The following is a 22270-nucleotide window of genomic DNA, read 5'->3' as shown; positions in this document are numbered from 1 at the left end:
TCGAAACTCCTTAGTGAGCAGAAACTTCTGCTGTTTGTTTTTCCGCATCTTCTTCAGCTCGCAGCGAACGGCCAGCGAAGAACATATAAGTCAGTGCAATCAGGATGATGACGGCCATAAAGACCAGCCCGACGGACGCAAAGCCCTGCATCATCGGCGGCGCCAGAATTGACCAGTCCGCCATGCCCATCCAGGCGCTCATGCCGGTGAGCTTGACCGCCCACACGCACCCGAAGATTTCAACCAGGCCCATCACCAGGCAGATCTTGAGCGCGGCGCGCCATCCGCCGAAGTGGTTAGCAAACACGCCGATAGTGGCGTTGGAGAAGAACATCGGGATAAAGCCAGGAATAATCAGGATTGAGGAGCCACAGCCCACCAGGATGCCGACCGCAATCAGCTGGCCGATGGTGCCCCACATAAAGCCCCAGACGACGGCGTTTGGCGCAAAGCTATAGATAGCCGCACAGTCAATCGCCAGCACCGCGCCAGGGATCAGGCGCTGAGAGATACCGTTGAACGCTTCCGACAGCTCGGCGACGAACATACGCACGCCCTGAGTGATGATGAAAATGGCCACGGCAAAGGAGAAACCGGTTTGCAGGATATAGACCGTCCAGTGGGTTTTACCCGCCATCGCCTGCACCACGTCAATGCCAAAGGAAAGCAGGATGGCACCGAAGAAAAGGGTCATCACAATCGCCGTGGAGACGATGTTGTCGTGGAAGATATTCAACCAGCCAGGCAATTTGAGGTCTTCAACACTCTCCTCTTTTTTACCCAGGTACGGTGCAACTTTGTACGCAATCCAGGAGGCGAACTGCTGTTGGTGACCGATGGAGAAGCCGCAGCCGTCAGTAACGTCCTGCGTTGGCTTATACATCATGTTGGAGGTGATGCCCCAGTAAAGCGAGACCAGCACTGCCGTGCAGATGACCGTGGTCCACATTGGGTAGCCGAAGATATAGAGAGAAACGGCAATCAGCCCCGCCTGCTGGAACATGATGTGCCCGGTGAGCATGATGGTGCGAATACCGGTGATGCGGCGCAGGAGCACGTAAATGATGTTCAGCGCCAGCGCGAGCAGTACCGCATACCCAACCCAGCTGTACGCATCCCCCATGCGATCGATGGTGGCCATCATGGACGCGTAAGTGTCAGAGATGGCGCCGTTAATGCCATATACCTCAGACATTTTGGCAACGACCGGCTTAAACGTGCTGGTCAGAATGCCAGACCCCGCCTGCAACAGCATAAAACCAATGATGGTTTTGATGGTGCCTTTGATAATCACGCTGACGCTTTTGCGCAGCAGGATGTACCCCAGGCACGTCACGATACCCAGCAACAGCGGGGCGTTGGTCATTACCTGATTAAAGAAAACGGTAAAGACGTTGTAGAGGATCTCCATAACTCTCTCCAGAAAATGAGAACACGAGGGGCAATCCCTGTGTGGTTGGTGTCATCACTCTATTAATCACAAATAATCACCACAAGATTGCATTTGATTATTTGTGACGGATCACGCAATTTATTTCCATGGAGTTAGTAATGATTTTCACTACCGATCCAGAAAGATAAATAAATTCTTAATTTTCAATATATTAATTATATGTAGCGGTTATCTTAACAACGACGAGGTGTATTTTCTGTGATGTGGCGAGGGGAATTTTCCGCAAATCAGCCATTGCAAATCGATTCAAACAGTGCCAGCATTAATCACAACAAGTCACAGTATGATTACTTTTGATTAATACCAGGAGTCAAACGATGAGTAAAGTGAAAACCATCACCCGTGAATCATGGATTTTGAGTACCTTTCCGGAGTGGGGTAGCTGGCTGAACGAAGAGATCGAGCAGGAACAGGTTGCTCCTGGCACATTTGCGATGTGGTGGCTTGGATGCACCGGGATCTGGCTGAAATCAGAAGGCGGCGCCAACATTTGTGTCGATTTCTGGTGCGGCACCGGCAAACAGAGCCACGGCAATCCACTGATGAAAAAAGGCCACCAGATGCAGCGTATGGCCGGCGTTGAAAAGCTCCAGCCGAACCTGCGCACCACGCCTTTTGTGCTTGATCCTTTCGCCATTCGCCAGATCGACGCCGTTCTCTCTACCCACGATCACAACGATCATATCGACGTGAACGTGGCGGCAGCGGTAATGCAAAACTGCGCGGACGACGTACCCTTTATCGGGCCGCAGACCTGCGTGGATTTGTGGATTGGCTGGGGCGTGCCAAAAGAGCGCTGCATTGTGATGAAGCCGGGCGACGTGGTGAAAATCAAAGACGTTGAAATTCACGCGCTGGATGCCTTTGATCGCACCGCGCTGATCACCCTGCCTGCCGACCAGAAAGCCGCAGGCGTACTGCCAGACGGGATGGACGAGCGCGCAGTGAACTACCTGTTCAAAACGCCTGGCGGTTCCCTGTATCACAGCGGTGACTCTCACTACTCCAACTACTACGCGAAGCACGGTAACGAGCACCAGATTGACGTGGCGCTTGGCTCTTACGGTGAAAACCCGCGCGGGATTACCGACAAAATGACCAGCGCGGACATGCTGCGCATGGCCGAAGCGCTGAACACCAAAGTGGTGATCCCCTTCCACCACGATATCTGGTCAAACTTCCAGGCCGATCCGCAAGAGATCCGCGTCCTGTGGGAGATGAAAAAAGACCGACTCAAGTATGGTTTCAAGCCGTTCATCTGGCAGGTTGGCGGCAAGTTCACCTGGCCGCTGGATAAAGACAATCTCGAGTACCACTACCCGCGTGGTTTTGATGATTGCTTCACCATTGAGCCAGACCTGCCGTTCAAGTCCTTCCTCTGATTGTGCAGCCCAATCGCCAGACACTGTGTCTGGCGATGTCATATTTAATTTAGTAATTTCATGCTATTTCAAATATCATCTTTTCAAATCAATTCTTTTCGGAATAGCTCATGACGGAAGCGCAACGGCATCAAATTTTACTGGAACTCCTGGCGCAAACAGGGTTTATCACCGTCGAGAAAGTGATCGAACGTTTAGGGATCTCCCCTGCTACCGCGCGGCGGGACATTAACAAGCTGGATGAAAGCGGCAAGCTGAAAAAAGTCCGCAACGGCGCAGAGGCCATCAGCCAGCAGCGTCCACGCTGGACGCCGATGAATATTCACCAGGCGCAGAATCACGATGAAAAGGTGCGGATTGCCAGAGCGGCATCACAGCTGGTGAATCCCGGGGAAAGCGTGGTGATTAACTGCGGCTCGACAGCGTTTTTACTGGGCCGAGAGATGTGCGGCAAGCCGGTGCAAATCATTACCAACTATCTGCCGCTGGCCAACTATCTCATTGACCAGGAACATGAAAGCGTGGTGATCATGGGCGGCCAGTATAACAAGAGCCAGTCCATAACCCTGAGCCCGCAGGACAGTGAAAACAGCCTCTACGCCGGGCACTGGATGTTTACCAGCGGCAAAGGCCTGACGGCGGATGGCCTGTATAAAACCGATATGCTCACCGCAATGGCAGAGCAGAACATGCTCAACGTGGTGGGTAAACTGGTGGTGCTGGTCGACAGCAGCAAGGTCGGTGAACGCGCCGGCATGCTTTTCAGCCGCGCCGAGCAAATCAGCATGGTGATCACCGGCAAAAACGCCAACCCCGAGATCCTCAGCAAGCTCGAGGATCAGGGTGTCACGGTGCTGCGCGTTTAAAGGTGCTGACGGAAAAACTCCACGGTGGCTTCCAGCGCAGCCGGAGTAATACGGTGCCGGACACCGGCACCCCACAGGCAGGTCAGATTGCTGTCCAGCCCTTCACGCTGTAGCGCCTGTTGCAGACGGAACGTTTCACCGGGCGGTACGACATCGTCGGCATCCCCATGCCACAGCAGCAGGGGACGATCGGCCAGCTGTGAAAGCGCATGGCTGACGTCCCATTCAGACAACAGGGCCTCAATCTCCTGAGGTGCCTGCGGCGGGAATAGCGTCTTTGCCAGTGACATAAAGTAGCCCGATCCCATCAGGCAAGCCACGGACGTCACCTCCGGATGCCTGGCCATGATCCCCAGCGCCGTCATTCCGCCCATTGATGCGCCTGCGACCGCCAGCCGTTTCTCCTCCACCAGCCCGGCCTGTAAAAGCGCGTCACGCAGCCCGGAGAACTCGGTCAGATTGCCGTGCAGCGTTTGCCAGAACAGCCCCAGCCGCGCCTGTTCATCGCCCGTAAAGCGTGCCCCATGATTCGGCGCATCAGGCATGACCACCCGGAAACCGGCCTGCGCCAGCGCGACGGCAAAATAGCTGTAGACCAGCTTAGAGGAGAGAAAACCATGATAGAAAACTACCGTCGGCAGCGGCTGTTCACCTTTACCAGCCGGAAAAGCATGGATGATTTCATGCTCACTAAGCAGGCGAGTTTCAATTTCAATCATTGTCGATCCTGTGCTGATGAATGATTCATAATGTTGAGAGCTGGATTACGGTTTCACGATATTTTCATTCGAAATCTACGTCCCAGATAACACTTCGGGAACATTCCCCCAAAACTAAATTCGCAGACCACTACACTATGGCTATCAGGAAAAGAGACAGGTTTATGCGCAGGCTTACCGCTTTATTGCTGGTCTCACTGCTCAGCGGATGTTCCGTATTGCAGGGTACGCCAGAACCGGCACCGCCGGTTACCGATCATCCTCAGGAGATTCGTCGTAATCAGACGGAAGGATTACAACGCCTGGGAACCGTATCCGCGATGGTTCGCGGTTCACCGGATGATGCAGAAGACGCAATTGAAGCACAGGCCGTTGCCGCAAAAGCAGATTATTACGTCATCACGATGATTGATGAAACTATTATTACGGGACAGTGGTATGCACAAGGCATTTTGTACCGTAAGTGAGCATCATCATTTGAACGACCTTTACACTGCTTTGCGTCCGTAGACATTTTCCTGTCCACAATAAACTCCATGCCAGCAACAATGGAAATGAGTTTATTCGCGAAGGATTGCCCGGCGGATACCGGAGACACGTGAAAAGGAGCTGACGATGAAACGAACCCTTGCTTTAACGACGCTATTGCTTTCAGCGGGCCTGCTGAGCACCACGGCGCAGTCGGCTGAATTTGCCAGCGCGGATTGCGTCACGGGCCTGAATGAGATTGGTCAGATCTCCGTCAATAATATCACGGGGAGTCCGCTAGACGTTGAACGTGTCGTCGCCCTGAAGGCCGATGAACAGGGCGCATCCTGGTATCGCATCGTCCAGATGCAGGAAGATCACCATGTTAATCACTGGCGCGTGCAGGCCATTCTTTATGCATAATCCCCTCCGATAAAAGCCACTTAATTTTAGTGGCTTTTCACTTTTGCAAATTTTTTATCTCTCCCGAAACTCAATAAAAACAAACGCGTAACATTCAGTTACATTAAACAGATAAACGTTCTCTCCGCTCTGCCGTTGAACAGCCATCACTTTTCAATAATGAGCAATTTATGATCACCTTTTTCCGCCGGGCAGGACTGGGCACGAAGCTTTCGATGCTAACAGGTGTAAGTGTCGCTACGCTTTTTTTGCTGTTCACTTTCCTGTTGAGCCACAACGCCAGCCAGCAGCTTGAAGATCTTGCGGTTGAAGACCTGCATAACCAGTCCACCGGCATGGTGGATATGGTAGAGATGTTCAACACCAGCCTGAGCGAAGAGGTTGAAAGCTATACCCGTCTGTTCACCACCTTTTTGCCACAGCCATTGAACAGCGACAGCAGCCAGAGCCGGACCATAAACGGGCTTACCGTTCCTTTGCTGAAAGGCGGCGAAACGGAGCTGCATGAAAACAATACGCTTTCTGATGACTTCCTGAGCCGAACGGGAGCCATCTCGACGCTGTTTGTCCGCAGCGGTAACGATTTTGTCCGCGTGGCGACGTCGCTGCGCAAAGAGAATGGCGACCGCGCCATCGGAACTGTTCTTGATACCACCAGCCCGGCATTTGCCGCCGTCACTAAAGGGGAGGTCTATCGTGGCCTCGCGCTGCTGTTCGGCAAGCGCTATATCACGCAGTACCAGCCTGTTAAGAATGCGGAAGGCCAGGTTATCGGGATTATCTTTGTCGGCGTGGACATCACCCATTCGTGGAACGTCATGCGCGAGAAAATCCTTAACCGTCGTCTGGGCGAGAGCGGTCACTTCTTTGTACTGGATCGCAGCAGCGGCAAAACGCGCGGACAGTATCTGTTCCATGCCAGCGAAGAGGGCAAACTGCCTAACTGGGACACGGCGACACAGCAGCAGCTTCTGAGTGATAAAGCCGGCACGCTGGAACGCGTGAGCGCGGATGGCCGTACGCTCAAAGTTGCCTACACGCCGCTACCGGGCTGGAACTGGACCATCGTGGGTGAAGTGGATAAAGCCGTACTGCTTTCAAGCGTCACCACACTGCGCGATCGCTTCCTGATGGCGGGCGTGGTGCTATCCGCTCTCTTCGCGGGCCTGTTCGTTATCCTCATTCGCCGGATGCTAACCCGCCCACTGCGCGAGGTGATCGCGCTTGCCCGGCAGTATGCCGCAGGCGATCTGCGCGCCAGCCTGCCGGTTACCCGCCAGGATGAAGTCGGCCAGCTGATTGACGCCATCAACGGGATCGGGGAAGGCCTGCAAAAAATTGTGTTGCAGGTCCGCGAGGCCGCAAGCGAGATCCATCTGGGGACTAACGCGCTGGCTTCAGACACCGGCGAGATCTCTGAACAGATCAACAAGCAGGCCAGCAGCGTTGAGGAGACCTCCGCCAGCATGGAGCAATTAGCCGCCACCGTGCAGCAAAATGCCGCCAACATGGAGCAAACGCAGCAGCTGGTGGGTGAAACCTCGCGCGCGGTGCATCAGGGTGGAGAGACGGTGACCCACGCAGTCTCCACCATGGATGATATTCGCGATGCATCGAAACGCATTGAAGACATCACCCGCGTGATTGAGTCCATCGCTTTCCAGACCAATATCCTGGCGCTCAATGCGGCGGTTGAAGCGGCGCGGGCGGGCGAGCACGGGAAAGGTTTCGCAGTGGTGGCACAAGAGGTACGCGCCCTGGCCGCACGCAGCGCCAACGCGGTAAAAGAGATTGAACAGCTGATTGGCGACACGCTGAACAAGGTGAGCGAAGGCCATGCGTTGTCTGAGCAGACGCGTCTGGCAATGGATGCCATCATTGTTCATATCGATAACATCAGCCAGCTTGTCACCGAGATCAACCACGCCTCCCGCGAGCAGTCGGCGGGAATTGGCCAGGTGAATCTGGCGATGACGCACATCGGTGAGGCATCGCACATCAATGCCGATCGCATCTCACGCAGCGAGCAGACGGCACAGACGCTGCGCGAGAAGGGTTCACATCTCACCCGGCTGGTGAGCCTGTTCCAGCTGAAGGCTTAACCGACCCGGCCCGTGGCGCGCAGCAGCAGGTCGTTTTGCACCTGCTCGCTCATCAGCGTGCCGCCCCGGGTATCCAGCATCATGCGGCACCACGCCTGCGCCACGGGCGGCGATGCGTGCCGCAGCATTTGACTTCCGGCCCCGAGTAAAAAGAGCTGCTGCGCGATCTCCCTGCCCTGCGCTTCCTGCGGTTTCCGCAGCTTCTGCTGTAGCTGACGCCAGCTGCGATCGAAGTGCCTGTCCTGACCTTTGACCTGCGCGAAATCATCGGCGAGCAGGTCGAGAATGCCCGGCTGCTTCGCCAGCACGCGCAGTACATCCAGGCACATAATATTGCCAGAGCCTTCCCAGATGCTGTTGACGGGCATTTCACGGTACAACCGCGGAAGCTCACTCTCTTCGCAATAGCCTGCACCGCCCAGCACCTCCATTGCCTCTGCCACAAACGGTATACCCGCTTTGCAGACGCTGTATTTTGCCGCCGGAGTGAAAAGCCGCGCCCATGCGGCTTCCTGCGGGTCGTTGCGGTTGTCCCACGCCCGGGCGAGTCGGAACAGCAGTGCCGTGTGTCCCTCCAGCACCAGCGCCATACGGCTTAGCACGTCGCGCATTAACGGCTGGTCGATCAGATTTTTGCCGAAGGTCTGCCGCTGATGGGCATGATAAAGCGCCACAGAGAGCGCACGGCGCATCAGTCCGTGACTGCCCAGCGCGCAGTCAAAGCGCGTCAGCCCGCCCATCTTCAGAATTTGCCGGACGCCTTCCCCCTCTTCGCCCAGCAGCCAGCCGGAAGCATCAAGAAATTCAGCCTCACTGCTGGCATTTGAGCGGTTGCCGAGCTTGTCCTTCAGACGCTCAAGGCGCACGGCATTACGTTGCCCGTCGGGTAAGAAACGCGGGACAAAAAAGCAGGACAACCCGCCCTTCACCTGCGCCAGCACCAGATGCGCATCGCTCTGCGGCACGGAGAAAAACCATTTGTGCCCCACCAGCCGGTAACTGCCATCGCTGCATTTCTCTGCTTTGGTAGTATTACTGAGTACGTCCGAACCGCCCTGCTTTTCCGTCATCCCCATGCCGATCAGCAGGCCGCGCTTTTGCGCCCCCGGCGCGAGATGGGGGTCGTAGCGATCGCTCATCAGCGGCGTTAACCACTCATGAAACGGTTTGGGCAGCGACCGTTGCAACAGCGGCGTGGCCGCAAAGGTCATGGTCACCGGGCAAAGCGTTCCCGCCTCCACCTGAGCATGAAGTACGAAACGCGCGGCCCTGGCGACGAACGATCCTTTCCGCACCTCCTCCTCCCACGCCAGGTTGTGCACCCGGTTGGCGCAAAGCCCCTGCATCAGAAGATGCCATGCCGGATGAAAGCGGACGTCATCCAGCCTCGCTCCCGTGGCGTCATAACGCAGCAGCTCCGGCGGATTAACGTTCGCCAGTCTGCCCAGCTCCAGCGACTCTGCCGTACCCAACTGCTGGCCGATGCTGGCAAGAAGATCCACATCCCACTCAGCCCCTTCGCGCGCTACCGCATCGCGCAGGGCGCAATCAGAGAGAAAAAGGTTGCTGTTCGATAGCGGTGCGGGTTGATTAAAAACGGTATGTGTCTGCCAGTGCATGCTGTCTCCCTCCTTTCATTGGCAATAAAGGTAAGTATGGACAGAGGGCATGAACGCTGCATGGGAGGGGGGTCACACGATGACGATCGTGTTGATATCATTCGTGAAATAGCTCACAGAACATAAGAATAAACTATTTCCTTACTTAACTAATGCTGAATAATTTATTCTTACCCCGTTTTTGTGAGAATCGTTATGCAACAGGATGCGCACAAGCGTGCATTAATTGCAGGCTCCATCGGTAATTTCATCGAGTGGTATGAATTTGCGGTCTATGGTTTTCTGGCAACGGTGATTGCCAGAAACTTCTTCCAGCTTGAGGGGGAAGCGGAGCTCACCAGCCTGATCCTCACCTGGGCCTCATTCGCCATCGCTTTCTTCTTCCGCCCGCTGGGTGCGGTGGTCTTTGGCCGCATTGGCGACAGGATTGGCCGTAAACCGACGCTGATTATTGTGCTGGTATTGATGACGCTCGCCACCGCTGCCATCGGTATTGTGCCGGTCTACGCCAGTATCGGGATTGCCGCGCCGCTGATCGTTACACTCCTGCGTATTCTGCAAGGACTGTTTGCGGGCGGTGAGTATGGCGGCGCGGTCTCGTTGATGACGGAGTTCGCCCCGCGCGGCAAGCGCGGTCTTTACGGGGCATGGCAGTCCTTCACCGTGGCGCTAGGGCTGTTAGCAGGCGCAGGCATTGTCGCGTTGCTCTCTGCCCTTCTCTCCCCTGAAGCCTTGCACGACTGGGGCTGGCGCATTCCGTTCTTCCTGGCGTTGCCGATGGGTGCGGTCGCGCTATGGCTGCGGGTAAGCATGGAAGAGACACCGAGCTTTGTGCAGCAACGGGAAAAACCGGTTGTTACTCAGGCCAGCACCGCCGCCACGTTCAAAACCATTCTGATGGGCATTGGTCGCGTGATGGTCTGGTCTGCGGCGGGTTATACCTATCTGGTGATTATGCCGACCTATCTGCAATCTGCGCTGCACACCGGTTTTAACCAGGCGCTGCTGATTGCGGTGATTTCTAACATTGGGTTTGCGCTCACGATCATTCCGTCGGGCATACTGAGCGACAGGATCGGGCGGCGGACGGTGATGATTATCGCCACCGTGCTCCTGCTGATCCTCGCCCTGCCGCTGCTGAAAATTTTGCAGGCGGAGTCCAGCACGTTGGCTGTCAAAGCGATTGTGGTGTTGATTGCGGGGGGTTTGGTTGGGATGCTGGCAGGGCCGGGGCCGGCAATGCTGTCTGAGATGTTCCCGACGCGCGTGCGTTATACCGGGCTGGGGCTGGCCTATTCTCTGTCGAATGCGATCTTCTCGGGCTGTGCGGGGCTGATCATTACCGGGCTGATTAAAGAGACGGGCAATCTGGATATTCCGGCGTACTACGTGATGGCAACGGCGGTGGTGAGTATTTTCGCGCTGATGACGTTGAGGAAGGATGACCATTTACGGTCTCTGGAGGAGTGAACCTCAGAGCTGGGGTTTTCACCCCAGCTCAAATTAACCCGCTATATAGTGCGGGATAAAACGCGAAGTATCTTTCGTGATCAACGATCCGTCTTCACGAATACCGATTCCCGCAGGTTCATCATCGATCACCCAACTTCCTATCAAGGTATAGCTGTTGCCAAAACGCGGTAACGCCTGGAAACCCTGATAAATCATAGGTTCGTTTGCATAATCCCCTGCTTCACTCTCAATGATATTGCGCTGCGCGTCGAAAATAGTCACATTTCCCCCTTCCCGCGAAAACAAGGGCTTACGAACTATCGGAACGCCTTTTGGAATCGACGTTAACTCATTCTCAAACCACGCAGGAAGAAGGTAGGGATGGCCCGTAAAAAAGCGCCACAAGAGGGGCAAAATACCCTTATTACTAATGATGCTTTTCCAGAGCGGCTCTAACCACTGCTCTCTTCTCGCGCAGAGAAGTGGACCATTTTCATCACGCATCATCCACTCCAGAGGGTAGAGCTTAAACGCACGGCGGATCACGTTATCGTCAATGTCCGTTAAAAATCCGCCGGTGCCCAGGCCAATATCATCCATATAGATAAAGCGGGTGTTCACCCCGGCCTGGACGGCACAATCTTCCAGATAAAGAAGCGTGCCGCGATCCTCCTCACTCTCTTTGCAGCAGCAGAAGTAAAGTGGAATATCGGTGGCTAATTCTTCAAAGCGAGCAACAAGCTTATCCTGAATGGAATTAAACTGATCGGCGTCTCGCGGAATGATCCCGGAGCGACGAGCGTCTTCCATCCATTGCCACTGAAAGTAGGCTGACTCATACAAGGACGTCGGCGTGTCGGCATTGTATTCCAGCAGTTTGACGCGACCTTCTTCAGTCCAGACAAAGTCCATACGGCCATACAGTGAAGGATCCTGGCTGTCCCAGCTTTCCGCAATGGCATCCCAGTAAAGCGGCGGGATGGCCAGCTGCCTCATCAGTTCTTCACTTTTTACCGCACGATCCACCACATCCAGACACATTTGATGGAGTTCAGCCGTGGGTTTTTCTATTCGTTCTTCAATTTGCTGTAACGTAAAACGATAGGCTCGGCTTTCATCCCAGTAAATTTCATCGTCGATGATATGAAAATGAAAACCATGGTCGTGGGCAATTTTGTCCAGCCCCGGACGAACAGGGACGTCATGACGTAACATAATTATCCCCCCCAGCTTCCACGCGCACTGGATGAGCGCCCATATCCACCACGAGAAATGGTTGATACGCGTTTTGTTGTATAGCCCATTTGACTACTGGCCTGCTTACCGGAGTGCCAGACATAGGATGAAGAACTCCGCCACACAGGACGGGAAGAGTAAAATGAACCTCCGCTTGTATACCTGTACCCTTCATCAGCGTCTTCTCTGACTTTTTTATTAAGTAAGAATCCTGACAGAACCGGTATCCAGCTATTTTCGATATTGTCGTAATAGCAGTTCTCGAATTGACGTATACAGTCTTCCCTGGACATTTTTTTCGGCATATCTGCTTCAAATTTAGCTTTCGCATTGTTCCATGCATCGCTGCAAACCTGAGCGCTATTGCCATCGTCAACGCACGCTTGCGGCGATGCGTAAAACACGCCATCACCGTCATTATCATCAGCCGAACTATCGCACCCCTTCAGGGCGATAAATGCTGCACCGCCCATAATTGCCAGCGTCAAATACTTCCCGCTTTTGCGCTTTGAGGGTGAAGAGCGGAACGCTGCATTTTGGCTTCCTGATGCAGATCGAATCGGATTAGACTTCCGTGTTTTTTTCTTTTTAGCCATGTTCATTTATTACCATGTCATGCAGGCAGCATTTAAGATCCCGCCAGCCAGTGCTGCCATCCCCATAAATAAACCTGCGGCGTAGTGGCGGTTAACGATTTTTTCACTGATGTTTGGCATATAAATGCGTACGCAGCCATACACCAGTAACTGTACGACTAACGCAACGCATCCCCATATCAGGTAATCCGGCATGCTAACCGAGTTTACGGCAGCGCTGGACAGAGGAATCACATACCCCAATAGCGTGCCACTGAATGCTGCCGCCGCCGCCAGGTTATTTTCTTTAATCAGTTTCCATTCATCATGTGACGTTATTCTTGAGTAGATGAATAAGAATATGACGGTCATCGCCAGACCGGTTAAGAAGTAAGAAAGAAAAGCAAATAATGAACCCAGCATGGTTTACACCCTCAGAAAGTTAACCAACAATGTTTAGCGAAGTGAGTGGAATATCCACACCTACGGCATACGAAAAGATCCACTCTGGCTCGCTATTATCACAAAATGTCTCTTCGCCAGTAAGCAAAAGGTACTCATACAGATCGGCAGTCGCCTCCCTCTGATAGGCCATCATGAAATTATGCACATCCCATTTTTCGTTCTGGTTATTTTCAACGTGTTCCAGCAGGTAAACCGGCTCAACGTTCCCCTCCTCATTCTCGTTAAATATTCTTGTCCAGTCTCGTTCATTCCATTGCAGACTGGGTCTGCCAATTAAAGCTGCACCGATCTCTTTTTGCCATTGTTTCTCCGACGTAATACCAAAGCTATCCTGATAAATAAAAAGCTTAATATCATCAATATTTTCCCTTTCCATACCACCAGTAGTATTTATCTGCAAAAACTCATCGCCAGACGTGTAATAACGATAAATACGACAAACCGCGCCAGCTTCAATCACGCTGCTAGCTGCAATGGTATATTCCTCTGCTGGTAGTTGAGTCAAAAAACGGGCGGACAGGCGAAATGTCAGCGTATCAAGTGTAAACGCCGCACGTTGATGTAATCCCAATGGGCCACGCTTCACTGGCTGAGGTGTTTTATTAAATAAATTAAAAAATAAGTTCCGCATGACTTTTCCCTATGTTCTGCCAGCACACCTCATTCGACGAAATGCGACTATTGCCGATTAAATGCAACCACATTCCTCCTCTAACCTCTGTGGAGATCACAGGGTTAAGCTCCATACCACGACCATTTTTACAGTGGCTAATCCCCAGCACCGTCGCATCATGTTGCAGTTTCATGTAATGCATTAACGCACCATAAGGAATACAGGAAACCGATGTGGGTACCATTAGCGCGTAACCTGTATCACCCAGCATCGGGTTCATGATTGATGCTACGGATTGTGAAGAGCCAGGATCCTGGATCGAACGGGAAAGCTGTTCGGCTGAAAGATTGCGAACAATCTCAATTGTCGGGCAATGGGTCTCCAGTAAGCTTGCGTAGCGTTCATCCTCAAGATAAGCAACGATATGGCAATGCGCTGGCGCATCATTTACCAGCGAGAGTGTGGCCGTAAAGGTTTGTTCATCGGTGCTGGCAAAAATGACTACACATGAACAATTTACTAACCCCATCCGTTTTTGCTCTTTCGGATCGCTGTAGTTACTTACTTTGAGAAAATCGACATATAAATTATCGGATAAAGGATGCGCTATATCCTGCTGCTCACACAACACTACGCGACTAAAAACCCGCTGCTCATCATAAAGCAGCAATGAGATCATTTTCTCTGTCTGATGACCACGCCAGCCAATCACCAAAACATGATTACGTAGAGAATGAAAATCGCCCATTCCTGCTATTCCTTTAGCTAATAATTCCTGCACCAATGCAATGATTTTGCCCATCAGCGCGCCGAAAAGGCCAACGCCAATGGGGATTTGCCAGAGCGCTGTGAACAACTTCCCTGCTTCGCTCTGAGGACTCAAATCGCCAAAGCCAATCGTCGCCCCAACCACTGAGCTGTAATAAACAAAATCACTTATCCGGCCAATGAGGGTCGTCTCTCCCAGCCAACGAAAGACAATAAAGCAAAGCAAATAATGCCCGGCAAACAAGCACAGCAACGCTGTCCAGGTAAGCCGGAATAAATGTTGCCTGCAAACATTCACGACCCAGGAGAGAAACATTACGGAGCCTGCGTAAGTTTTAACCGTTCAAGAACCGCCTGTGCGGAGCTTGTACCTGTGGTACCCACGCCTGCCTGCGCGAGTTTCTCTTCAAGCTCACGTCCATCCGCCACTTTTTCCAGTTGCGCTGCCGCATCCAGTCTGGCCTGACGTTCAGCCTGACGCGTCTGAAGTCTTTTTAAAGACTCTGCGGCCGTCGTTACGTTCGATGTTGCTCCGACCGTTGACGTCGTCACGGCCTGTTGCGCCCGCTGCATGGCTTCCGTGGCTTTAACAACCTCCAGCTGCTGTTCAAACTGATTAATACGTTGTGAAGTAATAGCTACGGCTTTTTCAATATTATTTCTTGAGGTTTCAAGAGACTCCAAAACCTGTGCTTCACGAGTAATGGTATTCTCAAGTCGGGCGATTTCCTCTGCAACCTCGTTTAACAGCGCAGCATCAATATTCTTGCTCATTCCCTCTATCGCTCGTGACTCAAGATATTGCTTCCGCTCCCGCAACTCGGAAAGCTTGTCATTACTGAGCTTTACCCGGGCAAGCAGATCAACCCGGGATTTGCCTGCTTTATCAAGCTCAGCTTTTGCATCCCGGATGTGCTGCTCCAGCATCCGAACGCCCTGCGCTTCTTCTATCGCTTCATCGGCCTGATTGAGTAGTGATTTACCCAGTGTAAAAAGATTCTTCAAGATGCCCATACCTTTCCCTTACCTGTTAATTTATAAATTCTTGTGTAAGCTCAGCCAAATCCAGCGCATTCTCCGCAAGGGTTGTGATTTCCAGAATAATATCCTCAAGAGAAGAACTTATGGATAAGGCACCAAAAGCGACATAATATTCATCATGTTGAATTTGCGAAATTCCAACAGACGATAAGGGAAGCATTTTTTGATTACGTAATAAGAAGAGATTGAAGTCAGCCTGGCGCTTAATGTCATTAACAGGACAAATATAGGTTTCAATGATAATTTGCTGGGATGTAATAAAAATACTTAATGGCAAATCGCCATATTCATTCATTTTTATAATAAGTACATCATTGTTATTTTTTAAATCAATATAAATATCGCGCCGGCGCGACAATTCATCGGCAAGCGATGAGAGAGACCATCTCATAATTTCATCCATGTATTAGTTTTAAAGATATTTATAAAAGCTGAAATCACTTCGGCCGTTATATTACCAGCCAGGACATAAAAAAAGCCACCCGAAGTGGGTGGCTTTTTTTTATAGTTTACTCGTTAGCTACGCTGACGCACCGCTTCAAACAGGCAGATACCCGTCGCAACAGAAACATTCAGGGACGACACGCTGCCCGCCATCGGAATGCTGATCAGCTCATCGCAGTGCTCGCGGGTCAGGCGACGCATGCCTTCACCTTCTGCCCCCATCACCAGCGCCATGCGGCCGGTCATTTTGCTCTGATAAAGGGTGTGATCCGCTTCACCGGCTGTGCCGACGATCCAGATATTTTCTTCCTGCAACAGACGCATGGTGCGCGCCAGGTTAGTCACACGGATCAGCGGAACGTTTTCCGCCGCGCCGCAGGCCACTTTTTTAGCGGTAGCGTTAAGCTGCGCGGAACGATCTCTTGGCACAATTACCGCATGCACGCCTGCTGCATCGGCGCTACGCAGGCACGCGCCCAGGTTGTGCGGGTCGGTTACGCCATCGAGGATCAGGAAGAACGGGTTATCCAGCTCAGCGATCAGATCCGGCAGATCGTTCTCTTGATACTGACGGCCCGGCTTCACGCGCGCGATAATGCCCTGGTGTACAGCACCTTCGCTTTTCTCATCCAGATACTGACGGTTCGCCAGCTGGATCACGACGCCCTGCGCTTCCAGCGCGTGGATCAGCGGCATCAGACGTTTGTCTTCACGCCCTTTCAGAATAAAAACTTCCTGAAAACGCTCCGGCGCGCGCTCCAGCAGGGCCTGCACCGCGTGGATGCCGTAAATCATTTCACTCATTGATGGTTCTCGTAATAAATATTGTCCCTCTCCCCGTTGGGGAGAGGGTCAGGGTGAGGGGAAATTACTCCGCCTGCTGTTTCTTCGCCGCGCGCTTCGCTTTGGTTGCGGCCGCTATTTTTTGGGTCTTGGTCGACGGTTTTTTCGCTTTACGAGCGTCTTTTTTCGCCGCCTTGGGCTTCTGCTGCTTCTCGCCACGGAAGGCGCTGTCTGGCTCAAAGTTTACTCTTTTACCTGCCTGACGTCGCTTGCCGCCCGCTTTACCGTTGCCGCCTTTTTTCGCTTTCTCACGCTCGGTTTTCCCGACGTTACGCGGAGCACGTTCGCTGGAGATGAGGCTGAAGTCGATTTTACGGTCGTCCATATTCACGGCTTCAACCTTCACTTCCACCCGATCGCCCAGACGGTAGGTCTGACCGCCGGATTCACCGATCAGACGTTGTCCGACCTGGTCGAAGCGGTAGTAATCGTTATCAAGGCTGGAAACGTGCACCAGACCGTCGATAAACAGCTCATCCAGACGTACGAAGAAGCCAAAGCCGGTGACGCTGGCAATCACACCTTTAAAGACGTTACCCACCTGATCCAGCATAAAGTCACACTTCAGCCAGTCCGCCACGTCGCGCGTTGCTTCATCCGCACGACGCTCGGTCATGGAACAGTGCTGGCCCAGTTGCAGCATCTCTTCCATGGAGTAGTGATACCCACCGGTTTCGGTCGTATTGCCTTTGTGACCTTGCTCGTGCGCCAGCAGATACTTGATCGCACGGTGCAGGGACAGATCCGGATAACGGCGAATCGGCGAGGTAAAGTGCGCATACGACTGTAACGCCAGACCAAAGTGGCCCCGGTTTTCCGGATCGTAAATCGCCTGCTTCATGGAACGCAGCAGCATGGTTTGCAGCATTTCCGCGTCAGGACGATCGCTGATGGATTCCAGCAGCTCGGCATAATCGCGTGGCTCAGGCTTATTGCCGCCAGGCAGTTCCAGGCCGAGTTCGGCCAGCACGGAACGGAACGAGGTTACGGCTTCCGTGGTTGGCTTATCGTGAATACGGAACAGAGCAGGCTCTTTGGCTTTCTCAACGAAACGTGCCGCCGAGATGTTCGCCAGGATCATACACTCTTCAATCAGCTTGTGCGCATCGTTACGCTGAGTCTGCTCGATTCGCTCGATACGACGCTCAGCGTTAAAGATGAATTTCGCCTCTTCACTCTCAAACGAGATCCCACCGCGCTCTTCGCGCGCCTGATCCAGCGTTTTGTAGAGGTTGTGCAGCTCTTCGATGTGTTTGACCAGCGGCGCGTACTGTTCGCGAAGATCCTGATCGCCCTGCAACATATGCCAGACCTTGGTATAGGTCAGGCGCGCATGAGAACTCATCACCGCTTCGTAGAACTTATAGCCCGTCAGACGTCCCTTGCTGGAGATGGTCATTTCGCAGACCATACACAGGCGGTCCACCTGCGGGTTGAGGGAACACAGGCCGTTAGAGAGCACTTCTGGCAGCATCGGTACAACCTGCGACGGGAAGTAGACCGACGTACCGCGGCTGCGCGCTTCGTTATCCAGCGGCGTGTGTGGACGTACGTAATAACTCACATCCGCGATAGCCACCCACAGACGCCAGCCGCCACCGCGTTTTTTCTCACAGTACACGGCATCATCGAAGTCACGGGCGTCTTCACCATCAATGGTGACCAGCGGCAGATCGCGCAGATCCACGCGGCCTGCTTTGGACTCTTCCGGCACTTCTTCACGCAGGTTTTCGATCTGGTCTTCAACCGCTTTCGGCCAGACGTAAGGAATTTCATGGGTGCGCAGCGCCATATCAACGGCCATGCCGGTGCCCATGTTATCGCCCAGCACTTCGACGATTTTACCTACCGCTTTGGTACGGCGGGTCGGGCGCTGGGTAAGTTCAACCACTACCACAAAGCCCATGCGTGCGCCCATCACCTCTTCAGGCGGGATGAGAATGTCGAAGCTCAGACGGCTGTCGTCCGGCACCACAAAGCCTACGCCCGCATCGGTAAAGTAACGGCCTACAATCTGGCTGGTTTTCGGCACCAGCACGCGGACCACGCGCGCTTCGCGGCGGCCTTTACGATCTGCACCCAGCGGCTGCGCCAGGATCTGGTCGCCGTGAATACACATCTTCATCTGTTCGGATGAGAGGTACAGGTCGTCTTTACGGCCTTCCACGCGCAGGAAGCCGAAGCCATCGCGATGACCAATAACGGTGCCTTTCAGCAGGTCGAGGCGTTCTGGCAGCGCGTAGCACTGGCGACGAGTAAAGACCAGCTGGCCGTCGCGCTCCATGGCGCGCAGGCGGCGGCGAAGGGCTTCAATTTGCTCTTCACCCTCAATGTTTAATTCAACGGCAAGTTCTTCACGATTGGCGGGTTTTTCGCGTTTTGTTAAGTGTTCAATGATGAACTCGCGGCTGGGGATAGGATTCGCGTATTTTTCGGCTTCGCGTTCCTGGAAAGGATCTTGTGACATGTCGGTTCCTCCGTTGTCAGCTCCGGTGGAAATTTTCTTCATTCCACCAGCAATAATTTATAAAGCGGTTGATTCTCTTCAACCAAATCGGCCAGCGTGTAGTTATCCAGTTCCTTGAGAAAACTTTGCACGGCCTTTGAAAGCGCCTGTTTCAGGCGGCAAGCGGGCGTAATGTGGCAAAACGCACTGCTACAGTTCACCAGAGATAGCGGCTCCAGTTCACGTACCACATCGCCGATACGGATACTCTGTGCCGGTTTACCGAGACGGATCCCTCCATTCTTCCCGCGGACGGCAGCAACGTATCCGGCACGACTAAGTTGATTGATTATTTTGACCATATGATTACGGGACACACCGTACACCTCTGTGACTTCAGAGATGCTGGTCATCTTCCCATCGGGTAACGACGCCATGTAAATCAGCGCGCGTAAGCCGTAATCGGTGAAACTTGTTAACTGCACATCAACCTCAGGAAAAAGGGAAAACGCGGTCAAACCGCAGAGATATTCATTAATGATGATAAACCAGCCAGATAGTTAGCGGCTAATTTATTTGACAGACGGGGCGAAAAAGCGGAGATCCAGGAGCGGTCGCCGGATGGCGCTGCGCTTATCCGGCCTACGGGTTTCCCCGCAGGCCAGCAGTCACGAAGATTATGCGTCGAACGGGTCGCGCAGGATCATCGTTTCAGTACGATCCGGGCCGGTAGAAATAATATCGATCGGCACTTCGGTCAGTTCTTCAATACGCTTAATGTAGTCCAGCGCAGCTTTTGGCAGGCCACTACGTTCTTTCACACCGAAGGTGGTCTCAGACCAGCCCGGCATGGTTTCGTAGATTGGCTCAAGGCCTTCCCAGTCGTCAGCGGCCAGCGGAGTGGTAGTCACTTCGCGACCATCTGGCAGACGATAGCCCACGCAGATTTTCACTTCTTTCAGGCCGTCCAGTACGTCCAGCTTGGTCAGGCAGAAGCCAGACAGGGAGTTGATCTGCACAGCACGACGCACGGCAACGGCGTCCAGCCAGCCGGTACGACGACGACGACCGGTGGTTGCGCCAAACTCGTTACCCTGCTTGCAGAGGAACTCGCCGGTTTCATCAAACAGCTCGGTCGGGAATGGACCCGCACCCACGCGAGTGGAGTACGCTTTGATGATGCCCAGAACGTAATCCACATAACGTGGGCCCAGGCCGGAGCCGGTTGCCACGCCACCCGCGGTGGTGTTAGAGGACGTTACGTACGGATAGGTACCGTGGTCGATGTCCAGCAGGGTACCCTGCGCACCTTCAAACATGACGAAATCGCCACGCTTGCGCGCCTGGTCCAGCAGATCGGACACATCAACAACCATGCCGGTGAGAATGTCAGCAATCGCCATGACGTCATCCAGCACTTTCTGGTAGTCAACGGCTTCGGCTTTATAGAAATTCACCAGCTGGAAGTTGTGATATTCCATCACTTCTTTCAGTTTTTCAGCGAAGGTCGCTTTGTCGAAGAGGTCGCCCACGCGCAGACCGCGACGAGCCACTTTATCTTCGTATGCCGGGCCGATGCCACGACCGGTAGTGCCGATCGCTTTCGCGCCACGCGCTTTTTCACGCGCCACGTCCAGCGCCACATGATAGTCCAGGATCAGCGGGCAGGCTTCGGAGAGCAGCAGACGCTCACGGACAGGGATACCACGGTCTTCCAGACCTTTCATCTCTTTCATCAGCGCAGCTGGAGACAGCACAACGCCGTTACCGATGATGCTGGTGACGTTTTCGCGAAGAATGCCTGATGGAATAAGATGGAGGACGGTTTTTTCACCGTTGATTACGAGAGTATGGCCTGCGTTGTGACCGCCCTGGTAGCGTACAACATATTTAGCCCGTTCAGTCAGAAGATCGACAATCTTCCCTTTACCTTCGTCACCCCATTGGGTGCCCAGTACGACGACGTTGTTACCCATTTTTTTCAAAATCACCGTTTGCTTAAAAATGGATTCTACCATCGCTTTTTCAGATATACAGCACTTTTTGACCCTAAAATATGCCGATTGCGGTTAGTTTTTGATCAGCCAATCGTTTTCCTCAACATGTAGTAGATAACGATACCGGCAACCACAAGTCCACCACCAAAACGACGCAAAATATTGTCCGGAAGTTGGCTCATTGTCGCGATCATCCGTCGCCATGCGCGTGGATAGAGCATCGGGCCGAGGCCTTCCAGCACCAAAACCAAAGCCAGTGCGAGCCAGATCGTTGAATTCATTTTTCATCCTTATAAAAGAAAACCACCGCTCCGTGAAGAGCGGTGGTTTGAATACTCAAACGAGCCTGAGTTTATCGCGTTGCGTTAGTCGGCGTCTTCATATAACGGAAGAAATCGCTGTCCGGGCTGAGTACCATCACATCCTGGTTGCTCTGGAAGCTATTCTCGTAAGCACGCAGGCTACGGATAAAGGCGTAGAAGTCGGGATCCTGGCTGAAGGCATCGGCAAACAGCTTCGCGGCTTCGGCATCGCCTTCACCACGCAGGATACGGCCCTGACGCTCAGATTCCGCCAGCGTCTTGGTCACTTCGTAGTCCGCTGCGGCACGCAGTTTCTCGGCCTCTTCCTGACCCTGTGAACGGTGACGACGGGCTACCGCTTCACGCTCGGCGCGCATACGGTTGTAGATCGCCTCGGACACCTCCGCTGGCAGGTTGATCTGCTTGATACGCACGTCAACCACTTCGATACCCAGTGCAGCCATACTGTTCGGGTTGATCACCGGTACTTTACCGTTGGTTTCAGCCTGAACGCGTTCAGCCGCTTTGGCAATCGCGTCATCCGCTGCCGGTGTTTCCACTTCGTCTTCGGTACCCGCTGTACCTGAGTTCAACGCATCACGCACTTCCAGTGTCAGACGACCACGGGAGTCGGTCACGATGTCTTTTACATCCAGACGACCAATTTCAGAACGCAGACGGTCAGAGAACTTACGTTTCAGCAGCACTTCTGCCTGAGAAACATCACCACCGCCGGTTGCCAGGAAGTAGCGGCTGAAGTCGCTGATACGCCATTTGATGTAGGAATCAACGATCAGGTCTTTCTTCTCTTTAGTCACGAAACGGTCGGCCTGGTTATCCATGGTCTGGATACGTGCGTCGAGCGTTTTGACTGACTGAATGAAAGGCACCTTGAAGTGCAGACCCGGCTCGTAGATCACCGGACGCTTGTCGCCGTCACGCACGACGCTGCTAAACTGGAACTTGATCCCACGTTCGCCCTCTTTCACCACAAAGATGGAGGTGTAGAGCACGACCAGTGCGATGATGATGATCGCAATAACTGACTTACGCATC

The 22270-nt window shown here is 53.3% G+C and carries 22 protein-coding genes; 6 read left to right on the top strand and 16 right to left on the bottom strand.

Translation table 11 applies throughout. The features are described 5' to 3' along the window. Positions 1-10 precede the first annotated feature (10 nt). Entirely contained in the window at positions 11-1411 is a 1401-nt protein-coding gene (ulaA, locus tag IM282_RS03210) for a PTS ascorbate transporter subunit IIC (RefSeq protein WP_171932072.1), read from the bottom strand. Positions 1412-1770: 359 nt separating this feature from the next. Between ulaA and ulaG the strand changes: the two genes are divergently transcribed. Then, positions 1771-2835 carry an L-ascorbate 6-phosphate lactonase gene (ulaG, locus tag IM282_RS03205; protein WP_023299142.1) on the top strand — a complete coding sequence of 355 codons (1065 nt, stop codon included), beginning with the start codon at positions 1771-1773 and terminating at the stop codon, positions 2833-2835. Positions 2836-2945: 110 nt separating this feature from the next. Next, positions 2946-3701, top strand: coding sequence for an HTH-type transcriptional regulator UlaR (gene ulaR / locus IM282_RS03200; protein ID WP_003856014.1), 756 nt, complete (start codon positions 2946-2948; stop codon positions 3699-3701). Here ulaR and yjfP read toward each other — a convergent pair. Next, positions 3698-4420 (bottom strand): esterase, encoded by a 723-nt coding sequence (gene yjfP / locus IM282_RS03195; protein WP_192970116.1) that lies wholly within the window; start codon positions 4418-4420, stop codon positions 3698-3700. The genes ulaR and yjfP overlap by 4 nt on opposite strands. A gap of 137 nt (positions 4421-4557) precedes the next feature. Here yjfP and bsmA point away from each other — a divergent pair, with 137 nt between their 5' ends. From bsmA to IM282_RS03180, 3 genes are all read left to right on the top strand, one after another. Further along, entirely contained in the window at positions 4558-4887 is a 330-nt protein-coding gene (gene bsmA, locus IM282_RS03190) for a biofilm peroxide resistance protein BsmA (protein ID WP_003856011.1), read from the top strand. Positions 4888-5035: 148 nt separating this feature from the next. Continuing rightward, positions 5036-5311, top strand: a complete 276-nt coding sequence (gene yjfN, locus IM282_RS03185) for a DUF1471 family protease activator YjfN (RefSeq protein ID WP_192970115.1) — start codon at positions 5036-5038, stop codon at positions 5309-5311. A 170-nt stretch (positions 5312-5481) separates the two neighbouring features. After that, on the top strand, positions 5482-7413 hold the full coding sequence (locus IM282_RS03180; protein WP_192970114.1) for a methyl-accepting chemotaxis protein: 1932 nt from the start codon (positions 5482-5484) through the stop codon (positions 7411-7413). On the opposite strand, the gene IM282_RS03175 is transcribed toward IM282_RS03180, so the two are convergent. Continuing rightward, a complete protein-coding gene (locus IM282_RS03175; protein ID WP_192970113.1) occupies positions 7410-9032 on the bottom strand; it encodes an isovaleryl-CoA dehydrogenase in 1623 nt (540 codons plus the stop codon). The two genes, IM282_RS03180 and IM282_RS03175, sit on opposite strands and share 4 nt — an antisense overlap. A gap of 195 nt (positions 9033-9227) precedes the next feature. Between IM282_RS03175 and IM282_RS03170 the strand changes: the two genes are divergently transcribed. Continuing rightward, the gene (locus IM282_RS03170; RefSeq protein WP_023299137.1) at positions 9228-10502 is read left to right on the top strand and encodes an MFS transporter; all 1275 of its coding nucleotides are present in this window, start codon (positions 9228-9230) and stop codon (positions 10500-10502) included. Positions 10503-10535: 33 nt separating this feature from the next. Here the strand turns inward: IM282_RS03170 and IM282_RS03165 are convergent, their stop codons facing one another. From IM282_RS03165 to hflC, 13 genes are all read right to left on the bottom strand, one after another. Continuing rightward, complete coding sequence (locus IM282_RS03165) at positions 10536-11699, bottom strand: glutathionylspermidine synthase family protein (RefSeq protein WP_192970112.1); 1164 nt, start codon at positions 11697-11699, stop codon at positions 10536-10538. 2 nt (positions 11700-11701) lie between these two features. After that, positions 11702-12316, bottom strand: a complete 615-nt coding sequence (locus IM282_RS03160) for a DUF1190 domain-containing protein (RefSeq protein WP_074126402.1) — start codon at positions 12314-12316, stop codon at positions 11702-11704. 9 nt (positions 12317-12325) lie between these two features. Beyond that, the gene (locus tag IM282_RS03155) at positions 12326-12718 is read right to left on the bottom strand and encodes a DUF350 domain-containing protein (protein WP_047052621.1); all 393 of its coding nucleotides are present in this window, start codon (positions 12716-12718) and stop codon (positions 12326-12328) included. A 19-nt stretch (positions 12719-12737) separates the two neighbouring features. Continuing rightward, on the bottom strand, positions 12738-13391 hold the full coding sequence (locus IM282_RS03150) for a DUF2491 family protein (RefSeq protein WP_192970111.1): 654 nt from the start codon (positions 13389-13391) through the stop codon (positions 12738-12740). Then, positions 13372-14457, bottom strand: coding sequence for a potassium channel family protein (locus tag IM282_RS03145; protein WP_048966067.1), 1086 nt, complete (start codon positions 14455-14457; stop codon positions 13372-13374). Before IM282_RS03145 ends, IM282_RS03150 begins: the two co-directional genes overlap by 20 nt. After that, a complete protein-coding gene (locus IM282_RS03140; protein WP_192970110.1) occupies positions 14457-15155 on the bottom strand; it encodes a PspA/IM30 family protein in 699 nt (232 codons plus the stop codon). The genes IM282_RS03145 and IM282_RS03140 overlap by 1 nt, the downstream gene beginning before the upstream one ends. A 16-nt stretch (positions 15156-15171) precedes the next feature. Then, on the bottom strand, positions 15172-15573 hold the full coding sequence (locus IM282_RS03135) for a YjfI family protein (protein ID WP_048966069.1): 402 nt from the start codon (positions 15571-15573) through the stop codon (positions 15172-15174). A 125-nt stretch (positions 15574-15698) separates the two neighbouring features. Next, positions 15699-16430, bottom strand: coding sequence for a 23S rRNA (guanosine(2251)-2'-O)-methyltransferase RlmB (gene rlmB / locus IM282_RS03130; RefSeq protein ID WP_063855344.1), 732 nt, complete (start codon positions 16428-16430; stop codon positions 15699-15701). Between the two features lie 64 nt (positions 16431-16494). Next, a complete protein-coding gene (rnr, locus tag IM282_RS03125) occupies positions 16495-18936 on the bottom strand; it encodes a ribonuclease R (RefSeq protein ID WP_023299135.1) in 2442 nt (813 codons plus the stop codon). A gap of 38 nt (positions 18937-18974) precedes the next feature. After that, positions 18975-19400, bottom strand: coding sequence for a nitric oxide-sensing transcriptional repressor NsrR (gene nsrR / locus IM282_RS03120; protein WP_003855998.1), 426 nt, complete (start codon positions 19398-19400; stop codon positions 18975-18977). A 192-nt stretch (positions 19401-19592) separates the two neighbouring features. After that, a complete protein-coding gene (locus IM282_RS03115) occupies positions 19593-20891 on the bottom strand; it encodes an adenylosuccinate synthase (RefSeq protein WP_192970159.1) in 1299 nt (432 codons plus the stop codon). Positions 20892-20995: 104 nt separating this feature from the next. Next, positions 20996-21193 carry a DUF2065 domain-containing protein gene (locus IM282_RS03110; protein WP_003855996.1) on the bottom strand — a complete coding sequence of 66 codons (198 nt, stop codon included), beginning with the start codon at positions 21191-21193 and terminating at the stop codon, positions 20996-20998. 71 nt (positions 21194-21264) lie between these two features. Beyond that, positions 21265-22269 (bottom strand): protease modulator HflC, encoded by a 1005-nt coding sequence (gene hflC / locus IM282_RS03105; RefSeq protein ID WP_022646821.1) that lies wholly within the window; start codon positions 22267-22269, stop codon positions 21265-21267. Between the last annotated feature and the right edge of the window lies 1 nt (position 22270).

The organism is Enterobacter cloacae complex sp. P29RS, from assembly GCF_014893445.1.
Classification (GTDB): domain Bacteria; phylum Pseudomonadota; class Gammaproteobacteria; order Enterobacterales; family Enterobacteriaceae; genus Enterobacter; species Enterobacter intestinihominis.
The sequence above is the reverse complement of the archived record's forward strand: the minus strand, read 5'-3'. Positions and strand labels throughout refer to the sequence as shown.

Coding starts and splice junctions, on each gene's coding strand:
- IM282_RS03180 (WP_192970114.1), top strand. CDS start 5,482: ATGATCACCTTTTTCCGCCGGGCAGGACTGGGCACGAAGCTTTCGATG.
- ulaR (WP_003856014.1), top strand. CDS start 2,946: ATGACGGAAGCGCAACGGCATCAAATTTTACTGGAACTCCTGGCGCAA.
- yjfN (WP_192970115.1), top strand. CDS start 5,036: ATGAAACGAACCCTTGCTTTAACGACGCTATTGCTTTCAGCGGGCCTG.
- IM282_RS03115 (WP_192970159.1), bottom strand. CDS start 20,891: ATGGGTAACAACGTCGTCGTACTGGGCACCCAATGGGGTGACGAAGGT.
- rlmB (WP_063855344.1), bottom strand. CDS start 16,430: ATGAGTGAAATGATTTACGGCATCCACGCGGTGCAGGCCCTGCTGGAG.
- ulaG (WP_023299142.1), top strand. CDS start 1,771: ATGAGTAAAGTGAAAACCATCACCCGTGAATCATGGATTTTGAGTACC.
- IM282_RS03165 (WP_192970112.1), bottom strand. CDS start 11,699: ATGTTACGTCATGACGTCCCTGTTCGTCCGGGGCTGGACAAAATTGCC.
- IM282_RS03160 (WP_074126402.1), bottom strand. CDS start 12,316: ATGGCTAAAAAGAAAAAAACACGGAAGTCTAATCCGATTCGATCTGCA.
- rnr (WP_023299135.1), bottom strand. CDS start 18,936: ATGTCACAAGATCCTTTCCAGGAACGCGAAGCCGAAAAATACGCGAAT.
- IM282_RS03175 (WP_192970113.1), bottom strand. CDS start 9,032: ATGCACTGGCAGACACATACCGTTTTTAATCAACCCGCACCGCTATCG.
- IM282_RS03145 (WP_048966067.1), bottom strand. CDS start 14,457: ATGTTTCTCTCCTGGGTCGTGAATGTTTGCAGGCAACATTTATTCCGG.
- IM282_RS03170 (WP_023299137.1), top strand. CDS start 9,228: ATGCAACAGGATGCGCACAAGCGTGCATTAATTGCAGGCTCCATCGGT.
- IM282_RS03140 (WP_192970110.1), bottom strand. CDS start 15,155: ATGGGCATCTTGAAGAATCTTTTTACACTGGGTAAATCACTACTCAAT.
- yjfP (WP_192970116.1), bottom strand. CDS start 4,420: ATGATTGAAATTGAAACTCGCCTGCTTAGTGAGCATGAAATCATCCAT.
- IM282_RS03135 (WP_048966069.1), bottom strand. CDS start 15,573: ATGAGATGGTCTCTCTCATCGCTTGCCGATGAATTGTCGCGCCGGCGC.
- hflC (WP_022646821.1), bottom strand. CDS start 22,269: ATGCGTAAGTCAGTTATTGCGATCATCATCATCGCACTGGTCGTGCTC.
- IM282_RS03110 (WP_003855996.1), bottom strand. CDS start 21,193: ATGAATTCAACGATCTGGCTCGCACTGGCTTTGGTTTTGGTGCTGGAA.
- bsmA (WP_003856011.1), top strand. CDS start 4,558: ATGGCTATCAGGAAAAGAGACAGGTTTATGCGCAGGCTTACCGCTTTA.
- IM282_RS03155 (WP_047052621.1), bottom strand. CDS start 12,718: ATGCTGGGTTCATTATTTGCTTTTCTTTCTTACTTCTTAACCGGTCTG.
- ulaA (WP_171932072.1), bottom strand. CDS start 1,411: ATGGAGATCCTCTACAACGTCTTTACCGTTTTCTTTAATCAGGTAATG.
- IM282_RS03150 (WP_192970111.1), bottom strand. CDS start 13,391: ATGCGGAACTTATTTTTTAATTTATTTAATAAAACACCTCAGCCAGTG.